Origin of the sequence: Leptolyngbya sp. Heron Island J, assembly GCF_000482245.1 — a bacterium.
Lineage (GTDB): Bacteria > Cyanobacteriota > Cyanobacteriia > Phormidesmidales > Phormidesmidaceae > Leptothoe.
Genome location: NZ_AWNH01000012.1, coordinates 186,862 through 208,660, shown reverse-complemented (window position 1 = coordinate 208,660; position 21,799 = coordinate 186,862). Strand labels below are relative to the sequence as shown.

At 50.5% G+C, this 21,799-nt stretch carries 16 protein-coding genes; 5 read left to right on the top strand and 11 right to left on the bottom strand.

Features of this window, described 5'->3' with window-relative positions; genetic code table 11:
* From N836_RS72815 to N836_RS76335, 7 genes are all read right to left on the bottom strand, one after another.
* Positions 1-4,210, bottom strand: a 4,210-nt coding sequence (locus N836_RS72815; RefSeq protein ID WP_152532045.1) for a Calx-beta domain-containing protein, incomplete at its 3' end; no start/stop codon positions are given.
* Positions 4,211-4,572: 362 nt separating this feature from the next.
* A complete protein-coding gene (locus tag N836_RS43255; protein WP_023070822.1) occupies positions 4,573-5,778 on the bottom strand; it encodes a bifunctional sterol desaturase/short chain dehydrogenase in 1,206 nt (401 codons plus the stop codon).
* A gap of 12 nt (positions 5,779-5,790) precedes the next feature.
* The gene (locus tag N836_RS77840; RefSeq protein ID WP_268744298.1) at positions 5,791-5,913 is read right to left on the bottom strand and encodes a hypothetical protein; all 123 of its coding nucleotides are present in this window, start codon (positions 5,911-5,913) and stop codon (positions 5,791-5,793) included.
* 100 nt (positions 5,914-6,013) lie between these two features.
* Positions 6,014-6,931, bottom strand: coding sequence for a 30S ribosomal protein S6--L-glutamate ligase (gene rimK / locus N836_RS43250; protein WP_023070821.1), 918 nt, complete (start codon positions 6,929-6,931; stop codon positions 6,014-6,016).
* A gap of 101 nt (positions 6,932-7,032) precedes the next feature.
* The gene (locus N836_RS43245; protein WP_023070820.1) at positions 7,033-7,521 is read right to left on the bottom strand and encodes an ATP-dependent zinc protease family protein; all 489 of its coding nucleotides are present in this window, start codon (positions 7,519-7,521) and stop codon (positions 7,033-7,035) included.
* Positions 7,515-8,360, bottom strand: a complete 846-nt coding sequence (locus N836_RS43240) for an Npun_R2479 family HD domain-containing metalloprotein (protein WP_023070819.1) — start codon at positions 8,358-8,360, stop codon at positions 7,515-7,517. Before N836_RS43240 ends, N836_RS43245 begins: the two co-directional genes overlap by 7 nt.
* Before the next feature lie 366 nt (positions 8,361-8,726).
* On the bottom strand, positions 8,727-8,882 hold the full coding sequence (locus N836_RS76335; RefSeq protein WP_023070817.1) for a hypothetical protein: 156 nt from the start codon (positions 8,880-8,882) through the stop codon (positions 8,727-8,729).
* A gap of 92 nt (positions 8,883-8,974) precedes the next feature.
* Here N836_RS76335 and N836_RS43235 point away from each other — a divergent pair, with 92 nt between their 5' ends.
* Positions 8,975-10,375 carry an efflux RND transporter periplasmic adaptor subunit gene (locus N836_RS43235; protein WP_023070816.1) on the top strand — a complete coding sequence of 467 codons (1,401 nt, stop codon included), beginning with the start codon at positions 8,975-8,977 and terminating at the stop codon, positions 10,373-10,375.
* Positions 10,376-10,389: 14 nt separating this feature from the next.
* Positions 10,390-13,515 carry an efflux RND transporter permease subunit gene (locus N836_RS43230; RefSeq protein ID WP_023070815.1) on the top strand — a complete coding sequence of 1,042 codons (3,126 nt, stop codon included), beginning with the start codon at positions 10,390-10,392 and terminating at the stop codon, positions 13,513-13,515.
* A 24-nt stretch (positions 13,516-13,539) separates the two neighbouring features.
* Here N836_RS43230 and N836_RS43225 read toward each other — a convergent pair whose 3' ends face one another.
* Complete coding sequence (locus N836_RS43225) at positions 13,540-14,697, bottom strand: tetratricopeptide repeat protein (protein WP_023070814.1); 1,158 nt, start codon at positions 14,695-14,697, stop codon at positions 13,540-13,542.
* A gap of 58 nt (positions 14,698-14,755) precedes the next feature.
* On the opposite strand from N836_RS43225, the gene N836_RS43220 reads away from it, so the two are divergent.
* Positions 14,756-15,079 carry a YbjQ family protein gene (locus N836_RS43220; RefSeq protein WP_023070813.1) on the top strand — a complete coding sequence of 108 codons (324 nt, stop codon included), beginning with the start codon at positions 14,756-14,758 and terminating at the stop codon, positions 15,077-15,079.
* A 98-nt stretch (positions 15,080-15,177) separates the two neighbouring features.
* Here the strand turns inward: N836_RS43220 and N836_RS43215 are convergent, their stop codons facing one another.
* From N836_RS43215 to N836_RS43205, 3 genes are all read right to left on the bottom strand, one after another.
* Positions 15,178-16,062, bottom strand: coding sequence for a mechanosensitive ion channel family protein (locus N836_RS43215; RefSeq protein ID WP_023070812.1), 885 nt, complete (start codon positions 16,060-16,062; stop codon positions 15,178-15,180).
* Positions 16,063-16,071: 9 nt separating this feature from the next.
* Positions 16,072-17,226, bottom strand: a complete 1,155-nt coding sequence (locus tag N836_RS43210; RefSeq protein WP_023070811.1) for a helix-turn-helix domain-containing protein — start codon at positions 17,224-17,226, stop codon at positions 16,072-16,074.
* Between the two features lie 252 nt (positions 17,227-17,478).
* Positions 17,479-18,543: a class I SAM-dependent methyltransferase gene (locus N836_RS43205; RefSeq protein WP_023070810.1), complete on the bottom strand. Its 1,065-nt coding sequence runs from the start codon at positions 18,541-18,543 to the stop codon at positions 17,479-17,481.
* A gap of 475 nt (positions 18,544-19,018) precedes the next feature.
* Here N836_RS43205 and N836_RS0137025 point away from each other — a divergent pair, with 475 nt between their 5' ends.
* Positions 19,019-19,546, top strand: a complete 528-nt coding sequence (locus N836_RS0137025; RefSeq protein ID WP_023070808.1) for a GNAT family N-acetyltransferase — start codon at positions 19,019-19,021, stop codon at positions 19,544-19,546.
* Between the two features lie 236 nt (positions 19,547-19,782).
* Positions 19,783-21,750 (top strand): calcium-binding protein, encoded by a 1,968-nt coding sequence (locus N836_RS43195; protein ID WP_023070807.1) that lies wholly within the window; start codon positions 19,783-19,785, stop codon positions 21,748-21,750.
* The last annotated feature ends 49 nt before the right edge of the window (positions 21,751-21,799 follow it).

Here is a 21,799-nt window from a genome sequence, read left to right as displayed (position 1 = left end):
GGGCATCATCATCGACGATGGTGACGAGGGTAGAGTTTGTGGCTCCGAGAATACCGACACTGGGATTGAGGAGTTCGACGACAAAGGATTCATTGCCCTCATCAAGCGAGTCATTGAGGATAGGAATGGAGAGAGTGGCCACGGTTGCTCCTGGTGCAAAGGTAACCTGTCCAACGGTGACGGGAGCGGAGAAGTCGGCATCGGCGGTCGCTGGGTTGTTCCCTACCCCCCTGAGGGCATAGTCAACGGTAGCGGCGTCTTGGGTGTCGCCACTGCGGACGACGGTGATAGTGGCATTGCCGCCATACTCATCGACGGATAGGGTGTCAGTCTGGACGCTAAAGGTGGGCTCTGTGGAAACGGAAAAGTTACTGGCAAAGGCATCAAACCACCGTTGAGCCATCTTGGCTTCACCACCCGCATTGGGATGAATGCCATCAAAGGTATCCTGACTGGCATCAAACCCAGCATTCTGATTCACCAAATAAACTGGAGAATTGGGTTGATTTAACTCACTGACTAAATTAGGCAGTAGGGCATTGAACTCGTTGATTCTCGCATTTCTAGCATTATCCGTGGTAGGTATCAGCTGAGCTAGGAAAATGGTGACATTAGAATTATCAGCTCTGAGAATATTGACGGTCTCTCGCAGATCATCAATTGTGCTCTCAGCAGACTGGAGATTAAATAAGTCATTGGTGCCTAAATGAATCAGTGCAACATCAGGGGTATAGCCAGTCAACCATTCAGCTAGGTTGCCTTCACCGCCTCTCCCGTTATTAATCTCATCGACACGCCAGCCCCAGTGGCCTTCATGATCAGGATCAAAGGTATTATCCAGGAAGGGAGAGCCATCAAATGTCGCATTTTCTGAACCGACAAAATCTACCTCATAACCAGCATCGTTGAGGAGATTCCACAGATCGCGCCGATAGGAATTGAATCCAGGACCTGTCTGGGTAATCGAGTCTCCAATCGTAACAATTTCGATGGTTTCGCCAATAGTGCTCCCCCCATCATTGTCGGTAATGTTGACGGTGGCGGTGCTTTGGTCACCGAGTTCCGCATCAACGGGGTTGAGGAGGCGAATGGAGAAGGCTTCAGTCCCTTCGATAGTAGTGTCATCGGAGATGGGGATCTCAATGGTTTGAGAGGTTTGACCGATGGCAAATTCAAGGATGCCGGTAGTCTCACTATAGTCTTCTCCGGCTGTGGCTGTGCCATTGGTAGTGGCGTAGGCAACAGAAACTGCAGTATTGGGATTGCCAGTGCGCTCAACGGTAATGGAGGCCGTGGTGGCAGTTTCTAAGACAGTGATAGAGGGCTGGCCCAGGGAGAGCGTTGGCAGGGCATCATCATCGACGATAGTGACCAGGGTGGAGGTTGACGCTCCGAGAAGGCCAACACTAGGATTCTGCAGTTCCACCACCAAGGTTTCATTACCCTCAATGAAGGTGTCATTGAGGATCGGAATGGAGATGGTGGCTTCGGTTTCGCCTGGTGCGAAGGAGACCTGACCTGTGGTCACGGGAGCTGTAAAGTCATCACCGGCAGTAGCTGCGTTGTTACCCACACCCCTGAGGCTGTACTCAACGGTAGCGGCTGCTTGGGTATCCCCACTGCGGATTACGGTGATGGTGGCTTCCTGTGCAAATTCATCGACAGATAGGGTGTCGCTTTGAAGGGTAAAGGAGGGCTTTGTTGGCTGTACTGTGAAGACACTGGCAAAGGCATCAAACCAATTTTGGGCCATCTTGGCTTCGCCACCCGCATTAGGATTAATCCCATCAAACGTATCTTGACTGGCATCAAACCCTGTATTTTGGTCTACTACATACACTTGAGAGTTTGGTTGGCTCAACTCAGCAGCCAGAGCTGGCAGCAGCGCGTTGAACTCGGCTATGCGTGCATTCCTATCATCATTTGTAGTGGGAATTACTTGAGCAAGAAACACATTCACATCGGGATTATCGGCTCTGAGAATATTGATTGTTTCTCGTAGCTCATCAACGGTGCTTTCAGCCGACTGCAAACTAAATAAGTCGGCTGAGCCCAGATGAATTAGCGCGATATCAGGGGTATATCCTGTTAACCATCCGGATAAGCCGTTGTTAATCTCGTCGACACGCCAGCCCCAGTGGCCCTCATGGTCTGGATCAAAGCTGCTGTCTATGAAGGGACTACCATCAAACGTTGCATTTTCTGAACCGACAAAATCAACATCGTAACCAGCGTCATTGAGCAGATTCCATAAATCACGGCGGTAGGAATTGAACCCAGGTCCGGCTTGGGTAATCGAGTCACCAATCGCCACAATTTCGATGGTTTCGCCGACATTGATACTGCCATCGTTGTCGAGAATGGTCACCAGGGCACTGCTCTGGTTTCCTAACTCAGCATTTATAGGGGTACCCAGAGTCACTACAAACGTTTCTGGGTCTTCGTCAACACTGTCATCTGAAATTGGTATTTCAATAGTTTGAGTGGTTTGACCAATGGCAAACTCAAGCGTGCCTGAGCTTGCTATATAGTCTTCTCCAGCTACCGCTGTTCCGTTATTGATGCTGTAGGAAACCGAAACCGCTGTGTTGGGATTCCCATTGCGCTCAACGGTGATGGATGCTGTCCCTGCTGTCTCGGAGACGCTGATAGATGGCTGGCTCAGTGATAGTGTCGGTAAGGCGTCGTCATCCATAATCGTCACCACTGTACTGGAAGACGCGCCTATCAGGCCAATACTTGGGTTCTGTAGCGTGACTGAGAAACTCTCATTCCCTTCATCCAGGGCATCATTGAGGATAGGAATCGAGATGGTAGCCTCTGTTGCCCCCGGCGCAAAGGTAACCTGGCCTGCAGTGACTGGAGCACTATAGTCTTCGTCGGGTGTGGCGGAGTTGGTTCCTACCCCATTGAGGGTGTACTCAATGGTAGCTGCATCTTGGGTATCGCCACTGCGCACCACCGTTACCGTCACTTCGCCCGCAGCTTCATCGATGGATAGTGTGTCGTTCTGGACGCTAAAGGTGGGCTCTACTGGAAAGACACTGGTAAAGGCGTCAAACCAATTTTGAGCCATCTTGGCTTCGCCACTTACATTAGGATTAATCCCATCAAATGTATCCTGGCGGGCATCAAACCCGGTATTTTGGTCAACCAAAACGACTGGAGAATTCGTTTGGTTGAGTTCAGCTATCAGCGTCGGTAACAGTGCATTAAACTCGTCTATACGTTGATTTCTGTCATTGTTGATAGTTGAATTCCCGTCAAAGGTGGGAATGATTTGGGCAATAAAAACAGCTATATCGGGATTGTCGGCCCTGAGCAGATTAACTGTCTCACCAAGCTCATCTACGGTGCTTTCGGCCGATTGAATACTGAATATGTCAGCGCTGCCCAGATGAATTAGGGCAACGTCAGGGGTATATTCCGTTAACCAACCGGATAAGCCATTGTTAATTTCATCAACGCGCCAGCCCCAGTGGCCCTCATGGTCTGGATCAAAGGTGCTATCTACAAAGGGGCTACCATCAAACGTAGTATTTTGCGAACCGACAAAATCAACGTTGTAACCACTCTCGTTGAGAAGATTCCATAAGTCACGACGGTATGAATTATGGCCCGGCCCAGCTTGAGTAATTGAATCTCCAATCGCTGTGATTCTGATGGGTTCGCCGTTGTTGAGACTACTGTCCAAAATACCTTGATAGGTATCAATGGCAAGCGTAGTGGCGATATCACCTGTTACAGCTTCTAGCTCCCAGTCTCCGCCTAGTTTGGCGTATCCGGTAATATCGTTGGATGCAGCCACATCGGCTTGGGTGATTTGACTAATCTGTTTAACAAAGTCCAGTCCGTCAGCCGCTGCCAAATTACAGCCATAAAAGAGCAGATCACCCTCTTGGGTGAGGGCATTACCCCAAGCTTCTAAGTCATCTAGATAGCTCCCTAAGGTTTCTTCGTTAAGAACACTGTTCCCTAGCTGTAACGTTCCTTCACTGCCATGGGAAAAGATGTGGATACTTTCTAAGTTTTGATATTTAGAAAGTATTTCGGTGATCTGCTCAATGCCATTTTGTTGATCATCAATTAAATAAACTTGCTCTGGTGGGATGGAGCCTATAAGAATATCGCTTTGATCAAGTTGTCCATCAACAAAAGCAATGGATGTATTACCTAAATTTGGCAGGTGAGAATTCTGCTGCTGACCCATAATACGGAGACACCTAGTAAAATTTTGGCTTGATAAAACATGACAGCATTAGGCAAGGCCTGTGATGTGGCCAGCCTGAAACGAACACTGCATATATGAAGTGCTGCAAAAAAGTGTTGCTAGTTCAGTTGCTGTAACGGATTAGCAACAGCTATAAATCTTCGAAACATTCACAGACCTGAATGGACCCCCATGTAGTCACGCTGATATATCCCCCGTGCGTTAGTAGACTACGCACTGTCCATGTGACTGTAATAATACTGTCACATGGAGCTTTGGTATCTGTAAATACACAAGGTCCTATATAAACCGTTCTTTAAAATTGTTGTTTCGCTTTTGTAAGGCTAGAAAAGTTCCTATGTTCAAGATTTCTTTATACTGTCTGAGAACAACTTGAAATATATGGCTTGCATTGTTTCCTTAATGGGAAATGTGACATAGGTTATGGGGTTAATTGTTACGATAATGTTGCGGATATCTCGTTTGGCCAAACTCACAATGGCTCCGGCTACCCAATCGGCTGACATTACCCCGACTGGATTGAGATTGCTTTTGAAAGGACCCAGGATCAGTTTACGAATGACACAGGGTGTATCCTGACGTCGCAGGGTGATTAAGTCTCCGAGCAACCGTTTTGAGGTTTCGTATAGGGGGCTAAAGGCGGGGTTGACTTCGGCTTCGGAGGTATTGATCCACAGTTCTTTAGTAGCGGGGCCCCACCGGTTGTCTACGGTTTCTAAGAATACTTCCATTAATCGCCAGGCAGATAGGGCGTTGATCTCCAGAGATTTTGCGATCGCATCCGCCGAGCGCTCCCCATGGACATTGATGCCATGGTTAATGACTAAAATATTCACCCGACTTAAAACATCCTTAAGTTCCTGTTCCTGGCCTGTCCTCCAGGGAATCACCTTGACAGCCCCTTCAATAACAGCATCGGCTGAGCGACTCAGAGCAATAGGTTTTGCCCCCTGGGCTGCCAGTCGTTTAATCAGAGCGCGACCCAGGGTGCCGGAAGCACCAGTGACGGCGACAGTTTTTCCCTTTAAAGACAGTGCTGTACCCATGATCTTGTCCGATAGGGTGAAATAGCCCGCATAGTAGGCAGTGGTTTCATCAAAATGGTGTCGCCAGTGGTAGGTGCGGTTGACAAACCACAGTCCTGGCAGAGTCTTCAGTGGTCCAGGCTCGTGGGTTAAGTCGCTGGTGTGAAACAGACCTTGCGATCGCAACAGGGCCGCCACCAAAAAACCTGCCCCATAAAGCAAGCCTAACCAAAATCCCCAAAGGGGGGTCAGTAAAGCCACTGCCGCCATCGTTGTCATCATCACGATTGACTCAGGGACATCATTATAAAAGTGAGCCTTTCTATAGAGCTCCTCACTAACGAGGGTAAAATCTTTTCGATACGCCTTATGGTGCCAATTATGTAGTTGAATCAATGGTTGCCAAAGATGGCTGGCCACGTGATACATGTCGCGCACCATTTCCACCATAAACACAGATAGCAATCCCCATAGCCCTTGAAGCAACCAGTTTGCATCAAAACTGCCGACGGTATTCCACACAGGTCTTAACCTCTAAAGTGATACCGCGCCAGCAGGCGGCATGTTCCCTGAGACTTCTGGCTGCCGCCCTTGCTTAATGACGTTGCAGGTGTCACTCTCAACTAGCACAGCCCCATTCCAGGTTGCCTTGGGCATTACTCCTGTCCCCTCAGTGTTGCGAATTGTTTCGTCTCTGATGGTAAAACTTAATCGAACCGGAGGGAAGGGGCGTACGTGATCAGCTTGTCCTGGGGAGTTATTCTTTAGTCTGTTTGCCTTTTGCCGCAACCTTGCGCTGCAGCCGCCATTGCTGTTCTAAATACTGAATAATTTTGCTCGCAATATCGATATCTGTTGCGCGCTCAATGCCTTCTAAACCTGGGGAAGAATTCACCTCAATTACGACTGGACCGTGACTGGAGCGCAGCAAATCTACCCCCGCTACCTTCAGTCCCATGGCCATAGCGGCTCTGATCGCGGTATCTCGTTCCTGAGCACTCAGCTTGACGCGACGTACCGTGCCACCTCGGTGGATATTAGAGCGAAATTCACCGGGAGCCCCCTGACGTTTCATGGAGGCGATCACCTGATCGTTAACAACAAAACACCGCAGGTCCTGGCCTTTGGCTTCTTTGATGTATTCCTGCACCAGGATATTGGCATCGAGACCGCGAAACGCTTCGATTACGGACTTGGCAGCCTGGTAGGTCTCTGCTAGAACAACACCAATTCCTTGCGTCCCTTCCAGCAGCTTAATCACCAGAGGGGCTCCACCCACTAACTCAATAACGCCTTCTGTATCTTTGGTGGAATGGGCAAACCCTGTGACCGGTAACCCCACGCCTTCTTTCGAAAGCAGTTGTAAACAGCGCAACTTATCACGGGAGCGGGCAATGGCATCTGAGCCATTGGCACTTAAGACACCCATCATTTCAAACTGACGGACGACGGCAGTGCCATAGAAGGTGTAACTGGCTCCAATCCGTGGGATCACGGCGTCGATATCGTCCAGCGGTTTGCCCTGGTAAATTAATCGAGGGCGATCGGCTGTAATTTCGATGTAGCAGCGCATGTGGTCAATGATTTTCATAATGTGACCACGTTTGTTGCCCGCTTCCAATAGCCGACGGGTGGAATACAGAGATGCATCGCGGGACAGCACAGCGATTTTCATAGGAAGCGCAGGACCGGGTAAAGGCACCCAAATAGCCTATCAAGCAAATAGGATTCCATCGGGTGAGGTTGAACAGGCAATGAACAGATGAAACTCACAGGTCACAACTTCTTCTCTCCTGCTGCCTTTGACTGCCCCTTGCGGCTTTGTAAAAAGGAATACCCCGAATGGACTAAGAAGCGATCGCGAATAGCCTGCCGTCCTAATAGCATTCGAAACCCCATCACATCCCGATTGGTTAGGGTCAACTCTATAGGCCAAGTTAAATTCCCCAGGGATACGGTTGTGATTACCACGGGGCGTTTCTCTTGATGCCCCCCCGAATCCCTGACTGTCCGTTGACACAGCAGCTTAGTCTCAACCTGCACCAGGTGTTGATCATTGTGCTGAGCCGGAGCAACCTGAAATCGCACCATGGGCATTCCCTCTAGATCAAACAGCTCAATATTGAGCGCATGGATTGAGGAAGACCGAGCACCTGTATCCACCTTTGCCTTAATGCTGGTGATGCCAAAGTCAGGTAGCTGTATCCATTCCCGCCACCCAATCAGTGGCAAATCAGAAGCTGCTGCTGAGTATCCATTTAACAAGGCAGCAAATCTCGCTCGTACTCCACCATAAAAACGTTGGAATACAAATTGGCAATTATTTGTTTGCCTTCCTGGGTCAGGGCCAGATACCGAAGACTATCGTGAATATAAGGATGCACCACGCCCCAATAAAACTTGGGATAGTTACTCCGCAAATCATGGGGGGTTTTATAGCCGAGCTCTTGATTTTGTTGAGTTTCTTCAAACTCATAGAAAAGAGCACTAATTTTTTTCAGATAGCGAGGATCGCTCAGCTGCCCGATTAAGTCCGCCGCCCGAATTAGCCCTGGATAGTTAACAGTATCTTGATGGTCTTCTTGCTTAGGGACTGGAAACCGGGTGAGTTCAATATTCTGCTTAATACGGATGGCGTCAATACGTTCGTTATTACCAAATCGTTCTTCCACAAACAACTTACCGCGATCCACGTGATAAGGCGTTAAGGAGGCATCTGTAGCTCCAGGAGCCAGCTGTACCATATCCCCTCTACCCGTGGCATAAAGGTTTTCATGCTCACGGTCTTCGCGACAAACACCTTTGACATAGCCAATGTCGTGGCAAACCAAAGAAATAATGAAATGCAGCCAATCTTCTGCAGTCACCCCCCCTTGACGGGTGTGTTTACCTCTTAAAATTTCCTGGCCCACTAGGGTCACTAAAATAGTGTGCTCAACATTATGGTAGAGCGCATCGCTGTTAGCGATATTTTCAAGGGCCATGCTACCGGCCCAGGCAATAATTTCTTCGTAGTCATGGTGCAGCCCACCATAGGTGCGTCGATAGCCAAGACGCAGTTTTTCAACAAAATCAGCGATCAGAATCTCGGTGACATTGAACATAGTAAGGGCTGCTTGGATAGGGGGAAATAAATGCACGGCGTTTAAAGCTGAGCTAAAACTAACACACCCCAGGGTTACCGTTGTATAGCCAAAGGTACCGTACAGTGCGCAGGCGTAGCCCAGGTTGCGTAGGGTTTACTAAACAGAGATTTAATCTAGCTATGCACAGCTGTGCCACACCTGATCCAACATCAACATCCGAGTTGTGTTAAAAACTGCAGACTATGGACCGGGTTGCATTAGCTGCAAAGGCAACATATATTTGTCCCCTTGTTCAGGCAGAATACTGGTCTGTTGGCCAACGGTTTGATCGTTCTCCCCTGCCCAAACGCCTGTAGATGCGGGTCAGACGTATAACCGGAGTATTCACTTCATATGTTGCCCAGCCTGTAATGGTAGATAGCTGGCATACCTGAGATAGATACCTGATTCGCGGAATGTACGGCAGAGGCTGGTAATATCTGCAACACCCTTGGTGCCAGGGTGCCAGATAAAACTGTCACTGACTGTGATCACAGTCATACAGAGATACGCCATAATAGCAGCAGATTTACATTTGTTTAAGATTTCCTATACAGGGGTTGTCCTGTAGTTGTTCTAGTAATTCCTAGGCTGTGACGTATCGAAACTTTCAAGACGACCCTCTAACTAAAGAGTCTACTAATGGTCAGTATGTGAATGGCGCTGTCGCATCGACTGCGACCGTTACCAAGCGACGCTCTGCTCTATCTGGAATACGAGGTATAGGGTTGGGGCTGATTTTGGGTGTTGGGGTTTCTCTGGTAGGCAGTAGATTGCTGTCTAGGCCTACGCCGGAACCAGCGGCAGCTCCGACAGAAGCGGGTGAGACCACCACCGCGATCAGTGTGACCGTACAGCAAATTCAAACCGCGACAATTCAGCAGACGCTTAAGGCCACTGGCACCCTACAAGCATTTGATCTGTTGCAAATTTCTCCTCAGGTGAGTGGCCTGCAAATCCTTGAGGTCCGGGTGCGGGCGGGTGACCAAGTCAGTGCCGGGCAGGTCTTAGCGGTATTAGACGATTCGGTGTTACGTACGCAGCTGGCCCAGGCCCAGGCTAACTACGCCCAGGCAGAAGCGCAGGTACTGCAGGAGCGAGCAGCACTGGCCCAGGCAGAAGCCAATGCCGCCGAAGCGCAGGACAATTTTGAGCGTAATCAGACCTTGTTTGATCAGGGGGGAATTAGTCTACAAGAGTTAAACAGTCGGCGAACCCAGGCAATTACGGCCCGTGAAGCTATTGGGGTAGCTAAGGCTGCGGTGCAAAGTGCGCAAGCGACTGTCAATAGCCGGGGGGCTGAGATTAGTCGACTAGAGACTCAGCTGGCCCAGACTGTTGTGAAGGCCCCTGTGAATGGCCAGATTGCTGAACGTCAAGCCACTGTTGGCGATACGTCATCGACTGGAACGGCTTTGTTTACCCTGGTCCAGGACGGTTTGTTAGAACTTGTTGTCGACTTGCCCCAACGCCAGTTGTCGGCGGTCCAGGTCAGTACCCCGGTCCAGGTGACCTCTTCAACTAATGCGCAGATTACCTTGTCGGGGTCAGTGCGTTCCATCGATCCGCTGGTTGATCAACAAACCCGACAGGCGGCGGTGAATGTGAGTCTGCCAGCGAGTCCAGAATTACGTAAGGGGATGTTTTTACAGGCCGAGTTTATGACGGGTCAGCGGACGGGCATGGTGCTGCCTGCCACTGCCGTACTACCCCAGTCAGACGATAGCTTTAGGGTCTTTACCCTGGGTGCAGAGAATGTAGCAGAGCTGACTACGGTGACGGTTGGGGCTCGATTACCGGCTACGGCCAATCAGCCTGAGCGTTTAGAGATTCTGTCGGGTCTTGATGAGGACGATCAGGTCATCGTGGAAGGGGCTAGCTACTTGCAGCCGGGCGAGTCGGTGACCATTGTGCCATCGCCTTTTGTGGATGCCCCTGCAGACCAATCCGCTCAACCATCTGATTTATCAACCGCTCAAACCCCAGCGGAATAACCGGAGACTAACCCATGAATTGGAATATTTCTGAGTGGTCGATCCGTCGACCCGTGCCGACGCTGGTGCTGTTTTTGGTGCTCACCCTGTCCGGGTGGCTGTCGTTTAATCAGCTCGGTATTGATGCCAACCCTAATATTGATATCCCAGCCGTCATTGTTACGGTCAATCAGCTAGGGGCTGGTCCTGAGGAGATGGAAACCCAGATTACCAAAAAGGTGGAAGATGCGGTTTCTGGTCTTGGCAATATTGACAACATCAGCTCAACGGTGACGGATGGTAACTCCACCACCGTGATCAGCTTTGACCTGGGGGTAGATACGGAACAGGCCACTAACGATGTGCGGGATGCCGTCACCCGAGTACGGGATGATTTGCCCCAGGATGCCCAGGAGCCTCAGATCCGACGGCTAAGGTTTGAAGGTGGGCCGATGCTGACCTACACGGTCAGTTCCGAAACAAGGTCGGTGGAAAATCTGAGCGACCTGGTGGATCGCAGGATTTCGACTGAACTGCTGTCGGTGAAAGGTGTGGCCCAAGTTCAGCGATTTGGGGGAGTGGATCGCGAGATCATTGTGGATTTAGATCCCAATGAGCTAGATGCGTTGGGGATTACGGCAACTCAAGTTAATAATCAGATTCGTAATTCTAATATCAACCTGCCTGGCGGTCGTAGCGATATTTTGGGTCAGGAGCGGGGCATTCGCACCCTGGGCAGTGCGCCTACGGTGGAGCGGTTGCAGAATGTAGGGATTCTGTTACCTGATGGGAATACCGTACCGCTCAAAACCTTGGGAACTGTTAAGGACGACTTTGGTGAGACACGACAATCGGCCTATTTGGACAATCAGCCAGTGGTGTCGTTTTCGGTATTTCGCAGTAGTGGTAGTTTGCTGGTCAGTGTTGAAGATGGGGTGATGGCTGCGATCGCAAATCTCTCCGAAACCCTGGATGACGTCCAGTTTGAGCTAATCTACACCCGCGCCACCGACGTTCGTGATTCCTACAAGGCTTCTATCGACGCCCTGATTATCGGTTCGCTGCTGGCAGTTGTTGTTGTCAGTGTCTTTCTCCGCAACTGGCGCACAACCCTGATTACTGCCACCGCCCTGCCACTCTCAATTATCCCCACCTTTATTGTTATCCAATATCTGGGCTATACCCTCAACAGTATGACCCTGCTGGCCCTGACCCTGGCGGTTGGTAACCTGGTGGACGATGCCATTGTAGAAATTGAAAACGTTGAACGGCACATCGACATGGGTAAACCGCCCATGCGGGCTGCCATGGACTCTACCGCTGAAGTGGGTCTGGCGGTGGTGACCACCACAGCAACCATTGTGGCCGTTTTCTTACCCGTAGCCTTTATGGGGGGAGTCCCTGGTCAATTTTTCCAACCCTTTGGCGTCACCGTAGCGGTCTCCACCATGTTTTCCACCCTGGTGGCCCGTTTGATGACCCCAATGATGGCGTCCTATTTGCTCAAGCCCAAACCCGTGAGCGAGAAATCCTCCAGTCAGGCCGATGGGTTTCGCGCTGGCGATATCTATGTGCCCAAACACCTGGTGCCCTATTTTCGTCTGATGCGTGGAGCCCTGCGCCATCGGCTTTTAACCGTCGGTCTGGCCGTCGGCTTTTTTGTAGCCAGTTTGATGCTGTCACGGTTTATCCCCACCAGTTTGTTTGGGGCCGGTGACACCGGACTCTCTAATCTCAGCATTGAGCTACCGCCGGGCAGCACTCTGGCTAAAACAGAACTGGTCACCCAGTATGTGAGCGAGCAGCTGAATGCCAATCCAGCCGTAGACAGCGTCTATGTCTCCCAAGAACCCGCCGAAGCCTCGGCAGTGGCTCGACTCAACCCCAAAGATGAACGGATGTCACGGGGTGAATTTGAAAATGAAATGCGTCAGGTTTTGAGTCAGGTTCCGGGTGCCCGCATTAGTTTTGAAAACCAGGGCGGTGCCGGTGGTGGCGGTAAAGCTCTGGAAGTCACGTTGCGCAGTGACAATCCGGTGGCACTGAGAGCGACCTCCGATGCCCTCACTCAGGAAATGCGGCAAATTCCCGGTCTGGTGGAAGTTAGCTCCAGCGCTAACCTGGTCCAGCCCGAGATTCTGATCCGTCCCGATGTGGCGCGGGCGGCTGATTTGGGGGTAACTGTCAGAGACATTGCCAGCACCGCCTCTCTGGCCACCCTGGGAGATGCCGAATCTGACCTGGCCGAATTTGATGTGGGCGACCGTCAGATTCCTATTCGGGTGCGGTTGGCCCCTGAGTTTCGCAATGAGCTGTCCACCTTAGAAAATCTCAAGGTGCTGAATAATCAGGGACAGCTGGTACCCTTGACCGCTGTTGCCGATATTGAGTTTGGCAGTGGTCCAGCCCAGATCGATCGACTCGATCGTTCACGCCAGGTCACCATTGGCGCGAACTTAGACGGCATCACCCTGGGACAGGGCTTGGAAAAAGTCTACGCTCTACCGGCATTTGTCAATTTGCCAGCAGGGGTTTCTCAACAGCCCTCTGGCGATGCTGAAATCATGCGAGAGGTGTTTAGCCGGTTTGGTCTGGCCCTGGCTACGGCGATTGTCATGATCTATGCCGTGCTGGTGTTGTTGTATAACAGCTTTATCTATCCCTTTGCGGTCATGGTGGCGTTGCCGCTGTGTATTGGTGGAGCCCTGTTGGGTTTGATGATTGCTCAAAAACCATTAGGGCTGTTTGCTCTGATTGGGATTGTGTTGCTGATGGGGTTGGTGACCAAAAACTCGATTCTGCTAGTGGACTATGCCTTAATGGCGCGGGAAAAAGGCATATCTCTGCGACAGTCGGTCATTGAAGCCGGTCTCACCCGACTCCGCCCGATTTTGATGACCTCAATTTCGACCATGGCGGGGATGGTACCCATTGCCATGGAATGGGGCGCTGGTGGAGAAGTGCGCAGCCCGATGGCGATCGCAGTCATCGGCGGATTCTCAACAGCGACATTACTGACGCTGGTGGTGGTCCCCGTAGGCTTTACCTTTATTGCCCAGTTAAATAGCGGTATTGGTTCTGCTGTAGGACGGTTGACCGGTTTGGGGGGAGAAGCACAAGACAACAAACAGCCTGAGCCCATGACCACAGGCGTTAAGTAACCTGGTTCGGGAGTGGCTGTTGCATCAGTCCACTCCCCAAGCCTTCAACAGGTCATCTGCTCGCTGGGCTTCAGCTTCATTTTCCTGGGCCCGATACAGCCGTCTTGCCTGATTGATCGATTCCACGGCGGCCTGGCGGCGACCCTGTCCCCAAAGTGCTAGTCCTAAGTTATAGCGAGCACCGGCATCCTCAGGAAACTGACGGACGATTTGGCGATAGGAAATTATCGCCCGAATATACTGCTCTCGTTCTAACAGCAGGGCTCCAAGTGACGCCTGGGCCGGGGTAAAACTGGGGTTGGACTCAACCGTTTCCTCAAAATGGATCAGGGCTGCTTCCATATCACCGCGTTCTTCCAGTATCTGCGCCAGCTGATAATGGCTTTCCCAGTCCCGAGGGTTGGTAGCAATGGCCCGTCGTAGGGATTCTTCGGCCTGCTGCTGTCGACCTTGATGTAGCCAAATCTTGGCCAGGTTACCGTGGATGCTACCGCGATTGTTATCGATCCGTAGAGCCCGCTGCAGTGGTTCGAGGGCGTCATCGTAACGATCTTGTTCTAGATACAGTAGACCAATCGCTTCGTAGACTTGGGCATTGTTGGGGGCCAATCGAGCGGCTTCTTTCAGGGCATTGAGAGCCAGGTCATACTCTTCTAGCCGCAATAGCATGTTGCCCAACCCCAGAAAAGCATCGGATTCGGTGGGGGACATGCGCGTAATTGCCCGATAGGTATCGGCGGCTTCGGCATGGCGCTCGGCTCGATAAAGGCTCAAGGCCAGGCCATAGCGAAATGAAACGTTGCGACTATCGCGGTCAATGGCCTGGCGATAGCTTTCGACCGCCAGCTGGTAGTCGCCTTTCAAAAACTGGAGATAGCCAATCCCTGAATGCAGCCGGGCATTGTTACGGTCAATGCTCAGGGCCTGCTGATAGGCTGCGATCGCAGCTGAATAATTTTCGTTATCTACATTTTGCTGAGCGTCCCGCAGGATTTCTCCCACCCGTTCCTTGTCAGCATCCGATAGCTCACTGGTCTGAACATCGGTGAGGAGTTCACTTTGAGCTAACAGGATAGGCGGCTCAACCGCATTTGCTGCCACTGGCAACAGCCAAAGCAACCCCGCTAGGGTTGCCACCAGCCCAGATTGACCAGGCAGTAATTTAGGCATTGCAATTGGCATTACTGTAATCTCCCACTGACTCCGTCGTAATATGACGGTGCTGCTAATGTGATAGTCAATGATTTTAGCAACTACCGATACACTCCAAGGAAAAAATATTAAACAATATTTGGGGATCGTCACTGCCGAGGTGATTTATGGTAGTAACATGCTTCGTGATTTTTTCGCCAGTATCCGGGATTTTTGGGGTGGACGTACTGGTTCTTACGAGCGAGTTTTTGAGCGTGGCCAGCAGGACGCCCTTAAAGAATTACAACAGCGAGCCCAGCAGTTAGGGGCTGACGCGGTCATTGGTATCCAGTTAAAAACTGACACGATTAATCTGGATGAAACCGGGGTGTTGATGCTGATTACGGCGAGTGGAACAGCCGTTAAGTTTTAGGGAGTTTTGTAGGGGACCTGGTTAGGCTGAAGCCATTTGGACAGTGCTGGATCACAGAAATATCTTTTGGTTAAAGAATAAGTCCTACCCGACTAACGTCAAATCTCTTCCTCACCGGGCGTTCTCGGATACGGTAACTGATGCCGGGCGCAGGCTTTTTTAATGCGTAAAATTAGGTCGGTCTTATAGATGTATTCGTCCCGCGCATCCATGGGATAGGATCTCAGCTTGAGGTGGGTTGCCCAAGTTTCTTCTGACACCACCACCATAACCGGCAGCTTAAGCTGGGTATAGCGACTGCTATAAGCGGCCTGGTATAGGATCTCGACGGCAAGTTCTGTGTTGGCCTCATGGGCAAAGTAAAACTCAGTCATCACCTGGGCTTCGAGCTGACCGCTGTTGGCATTGGAAATGGGATTGGTCCAGGTAACGTTGTGGGGAATGGTAACGGCATTGTCGTCAGGGGTTTGTAGCCGCACACCCCGCAGGCCATAGTCAATCACTTCGCCATAATGGTCGCCAATTTGGATGCGATCGCCCATACGAAAAGGGCCTTCAAACAGGTTGACTACACCAGCAACGATGGAACTGGCATAGTCTTTAAAGGCAAAGCCTAGGGCAACGGCAATGGTGCCCGTCAAGGCAATTAGATTCGAGCCGGTTAAATTTAGGAATAGCGGCAACAAATAGGCAATGGTGACAATCAAGACAATACCCTTCAGAAAAGGGACTGACTGCTTGATAATCAGCCTGAAGCGACGCGGTACTTGCTCTGAAAGAATGTCAGTGCCAATCCGAATTAGGAATAGCAAGCCATAGGCCGCTAACACGGCAAAACTGCCCTGCAGAATCTCTGATGTGTTGGGTCGCTTAAAGATATCGAGAGCGTCTGCTGCTGTAGTCAGGTCTTGAGCTGTGGCAAGACTTGTCAGAGCCAGCACGGCTATGGTGGTTGCGATCGCAATCTTCACTCCCTTAACCATGGTTCTCCCCTAAGCTTTGCCGATTAAAAAGTTGTTATTACCCAGTTCACTGTAGAGCTTGGGATAATGGGCTGGCTGGACGCTAAACCGTCGTCCGCGCTGACGGATAATCCCTTCGCGCCGCAGCACCTGCAGACGAGATCGGATCTTGCGTTCGGCTTCGCCTAGACTAATAGCTAGGTGAGATCGCGTCATTTCTCGATGAATCAATAAAGAATGCAGCAAGTAGCGATCCATCGGATCTAGGGTAATCAACCCTGGCAGTGTGGGTTTCGTCGGCACTAGCTCAATCAAGTCGGCTGTGTCCGCCACCGCCCCCTCCTCAGTTAACGCCTTTGCTCGAATTTGCAGAGACTTGAGCCACACCTGAGTGGCTGTACTGGCAATCCCCTCCGCCGTATTAGCCAGGCTATTCCAATAGCTATCACTGGCCTCAGTCACCTGCAACATAGGCCCCGTTGCCTGAGTTTCCAGATTAGTCTCTAGTAATGGCATGAACCATGCTTTGAGTTCCGCACCAGACAGCTTAGGTAACGCCACCGTCTGTTCAAAATAAGCACTGATCTGGCAAACCCGGTTTAAAAAACTCCAGGTCCAGTGATTACAGCCAAATACCCAAAATCGGGAGGGGTCTTGCGTACTCAGGGTTTGCAAATACTCAATACCTTCCCAGCCCTGAATACAGCGGAGAAAGCACTGCTCCAAACTAGACACCACCATGATTGTTGGCACATGGTTATCAAGATCCGTTTGAGTGACGGGTGTGGCAATTTCACTCGGGGCTTCCGTGTCAAGTTCTAGCTCCCGCTTCAGATGCTGAGGTACCGTTAACGGATCAGGGGGACGTTGGTATCCTCCCAAGAAAAAACGGACCTCGCAGTTAGAAAATTCTTCATGGAAGCTGGCTTTAAGAATAGGACCAATGTCTTCCACTGGTCGCCCCAAAACCACCAAACTATTATTTTCAAATTCAGGATTCGCCTGCCAGTCCTGTAGCGCTCGACTTAACGCATCTTGGATGGTTGCCTGATAAGGCTGGGGTGTAGATAGCTGTGCCAACTGTTCACCCAAACTATTCAGTACCCCTGGTGGCGCATTGACCAGCTCTTCAGTCGGCTCAGGGGTAGCAGAACGAGAAAACAAAGCTGGAATAGTCTTGAACATAGAGGAAAATTGTTTCCTCACCACAGTTACCTGATGAAAGCCGTAACCATACTACCGTTCTTTGCTACCTGTCCAATACTTTTGCAGGAGAATACTCTGGCCCATTGACAGTCGCTTTTAGGAGTACTATCCGGGTCAGCTGATCTGTTGTCAGCAAGGTATTCCTGACACGGCGGCTTTGATAACGACGAGCAACATTACACATAACACACATTTGACTACCTCTGAATAACAACAAGTAAAAACTAAGTTTTAATCCTTGTGAACGATGTAATAGCTATTTTGAAAATCATGTTCTAGCTGTTTAATCATGACTTGGCTAAAGCCTGCATCCTTAAGCATCGACAGCGCTTTTTCTTCCCCCCACATGGCTCCTAAACCCATCCCACCTTGTGCTAAGGAGACGGTCATACAGTGCATACAAGAAATGGTGTAAAGAAAGGGCGCTGCCGGATGTTCCAGATTGCCTGCCACATTGGTGGTTGCTCGAATATCTTGCATCAGGTAGAGACCCTCTGGTTTTAATGCCTGATAAATATTTTTGAGAACAACATCGGGGTGAGCCTGATCGTGAATGGCATCGAAGGTGGTAATTAGGTCATATTGCTCAAAAGCGTCAAACAGTGCAGCATCTTGCACCTCAAACTGAATGTTGGATAGAGCGCGGTGCTGGCTCTCTTCACGGGCTGTGGCAATGGCCGACTCAGATAAATCAATGCCTCGAAATCGGCTATTCGGAAATAGTTTTGCCATCTTGTTGAGGGCACGACCACTACCACAGCCTAAGTCTAATACTTGCATCCCCTGTTTTAGAGAATCCATTAGTCCTGGCACCAAAGGCAACACATATTCTGTTAACGCCGACACCGTCGTTTGACCGCTATCCTCAGCCATTACCGGATGGAATCGCTTGAACTGAGCATAGGGAACACCACCCCCGTTATAAAAACAGTCAATAATCGGATCTTCTACAGTCCCTAACAGAGGAATATATTGAGCAAAAGCGGCAATGTTGTCAGGACTGGCCGCACGGGTGAGCACAGCCGCATACTCACGGGGTAAAAAGTATGTGTCCTGCTCCACGTCATAGGTAATAAATCGGCCCGTCACCATTGCCCCCAGCCATTCACGCACATAGCGCTCATTAAGTCCGGCAGCATCAGCAATCTGCTGGCTAGTGGCAGGCGGCAGTTCGGCTAACGTGTCAAATAATTCAGTACGATGACCAATGGATGTCATCAGCGCCAACGCTCCACTGTTAAGGATATCCAGCAAGCGCTCAGCAAACGCTTCGGTCAGGTCAACAGATGTCGTCATGGTCAATTCTCCACTTTGATGATGATGGTTTAACCCTAATCAATCCAGCGTTCCTACACCGTTCCTACACCGTTCCCATCCAAACGCAATATCCTTAACTGAAGTTATATGAGGTTCACTCAAACAAACGCATATTGAGAAATTACCCCCACTCCCTACCCTCTATTCCCCACTCCCATTTCTCCACCCAACCGAGCTTTCTCGGCTTAAGTTGATCTCCCTCTTTCTACAACTAGTGACCTTTTATGTAACGACAAAAACAAAATCTTTGATTAGTCTTGGACATGTGAGTGAATTACTTCAACAACAGATTCAGGGTCTTTGGCTCGTATTCGTGATCTCCCTCGCCATGGTCATACTCTGCCCCATTATGTATTGGGTATCCGATATACAGATTGAGCGATTAGCTAAACCAGCCGAGGAAGAACTGACGAACATTACCAACCATATTTTTCTATAGATCTTGGAGATTCCCATGATGATCACGTCCAAAAGCCACGAGTATCATCATCCTGAAAATCCTCCAGAATCATTTTTTCATCATCTCGGTCTCACCTTACGTCCAGCTCAAGTGAGTGATGCTGATGATATTAAACTACTGACTCAGACTGCCTTTGAGCAGTATATTCAACTGATCAGAGGCATCCCTCGAACCATGCTGACCGACTACCACCAGGTGGTTAAAAACGATTGTGTATGGGTGGTGGAAAGCCATGGCCAGTTGATCGCGGTGTTGGTCTTATCCCCCCGTGGTGACCACTATCACATCACCAATATTGTTGTACATCCTACCTGGCAACGACAGGGATTGGGTAGCGCTCTGCTCAGCCATGCAGAAGCTCAATCCCAACAGGCCGACTATGGTGAAATCTGGCTGCACACCAATGAGGTGATGGTGGATAATATCCGTCTCTATACCGCTATTGGTTATAAGGAAATCTATCGACTGACCTACCATGGCACTGCCAGTATCTACATGAGAAAGAGCCTGAGGCAGGCGTAGTCGTATCAACAAAAGCCAGGGACGGCTACAGAACGATTCTGGAACGACCCACAACCTAAGTTAACTGTGACGGCTTAAACAATCTGGAGGTCACAGTGACGACAGCAGATGCCTTAATTCTTTCAAATATTCGGTTTATTCGTTTGAGGCGAAGACTGTTTAATCTAGCTTTTTTCGCTAGTAGACAACGCCTGAACACATAACCAGCTGCTCATTTGACTCCTTAGGAGAACAGCATGACTTCTATTGCAGACACCCCGACAACAATCGTAGGGGATAATCAGGACAATACCCTTGCGGGTGGTTTAGGCGATCAAATTATTTTTGGTGAGGGGGGTGATGATATCCTCCGAGGTGACCTCAACAGTCACGATGCCCAGGTAGGCATTGGCGGTGACGACACGATCTTTGGCGGCGATGGTAACGACCGCATTGGCGGTAAGGGAGGAGACGACCAGCTCTTTGGTGAAGCCGGAGACGATCAGATCTGGGGGGATGACGGTGATGATCTTTTGGATGGCGGCCCCGGCAATGACACCCTAACGGGTGATGACAACTCTGGCGGCACGGGCCAGGACACTTTCGTTCTTGCATTAGGTGAAGGCATCGACACTATTACTGATTTTCAGGTGGGCATGGACCTGATTGGCCTGGCAGATGGTCTAACGTTTGATGACTTGACCTTTCAAGGCCATAGAATTTTGGTAGACGATGAAGTTCTGGCCATCCTTAACGGTGTGGACACAACAACATTAACTGTGGACTCTTTTACCGAGATTACCAGGAATGACCCCATTGAGCCCCCTCCTATTCGGCAAACAATTCTGGGTTCTTTATTAAGCGATATCCTTTTAGGGACGGCAGGTTTCGACACTATTTTTGGTGACACTGATGCTGCTCTTTCTCATCAGGACACCGGGGGTAACGACCTGATTTTTGCTAAAGACGGCATCGATGTTGTTTTTGGGGATGCTGCCACCCTTGCAGATGAAGCGATAGGCGGTCGGGACCTACTTTTTGGCGAATTGGGTGACGATACCCTCATTGGTGATGCCAATCTCATTCAAGATGATGCGCGGGGCAACAACGACGTTATTGAAGGGGGGGACGGCAATGATCGGGTTTTTGGTGATGCCCACCAGATTGTCAATCAGGGACAAGGGGGGGACGATGTTATTGAAGGCAACGACGGCAATGATGACCTTTTTGGTGATGCTGAAACCTTAGCCGACAATGCCCAGGGCGGTGACGACCAGATTAACGGCGGCGATGGCGTTGATGTGATTACAGGTGACGGCACGCTACGGGACCAGGCAATGGGCGGTAGCGATCGCATCGCAGGCGGCAACGGCGACGACCAGCTTGAAGGTGACGGCTCGCTTACAGACCAAGCTCAGGGTGGCGGTGATACCGTCCTGGGTGGCGACGGCAGCGATGAAGTCTTCGGCGATGGCGAACGCATCAGCGCAGACGCCCAGGGTGGTAACGACCTGGTGAATGGTAATGCTGGAAATGACGATGTCTACGGCGACGCTTTTTCCATGCGGGGCAACAGTCGCGGTGGCCATGACGCTGTCTTTGGTGGCAACGGCAATGATTTTGTTGCAGGTGATGCCTTTATTTTGTCAGATGATGCCCATGGCGGTAATGACCTGGTAGTTGGCAATCTGCAAGATACATTCAACAGTCAAGGCGGCGCTGACGATGATTTTTTAGTGGGTGACGCCTTTACCATGGCTGATAACGCCCGAGGCGGTAACGACCTGATCATCGGCGGCATCGGCAACGACGAACTGTTTGGGGATGCCGTTGAAGCTGACGCCACCACAACCGGCGGCAACGATGTACTGATCGGTGTAGATCCCAGCGTTGGCCTACCGGGTAACGGCGAGTTTGACCAGCTCACCGGCAACGGTGGCGCGGACCTATTTGTTTTAGGCAGTGCCGCAACCGCCTTTTATCTAGGTGAGGGAGACATTGACCACGCAGCCATCTTCGATTTCAGCCTATCAGAAGGCGATCGGATTGTTCTTAGCGGCAGCACCGATGACTATATTCTCCAAAACTTTGTCGTTGATGACATCCTGTTCGGCGTCGATATTATCCGCGCTGATGGCAACGACCTAGTCGGTTCAGTCGTAGGCCAGACCACCGACGAGTTTAACTTCACCCTCACCCCAGAAGCCTTCACATTTGCAACCTAGGCTCGGCCCCCTCTCTAAAACAATAGCCATAAACCAAAACTCCAACAAC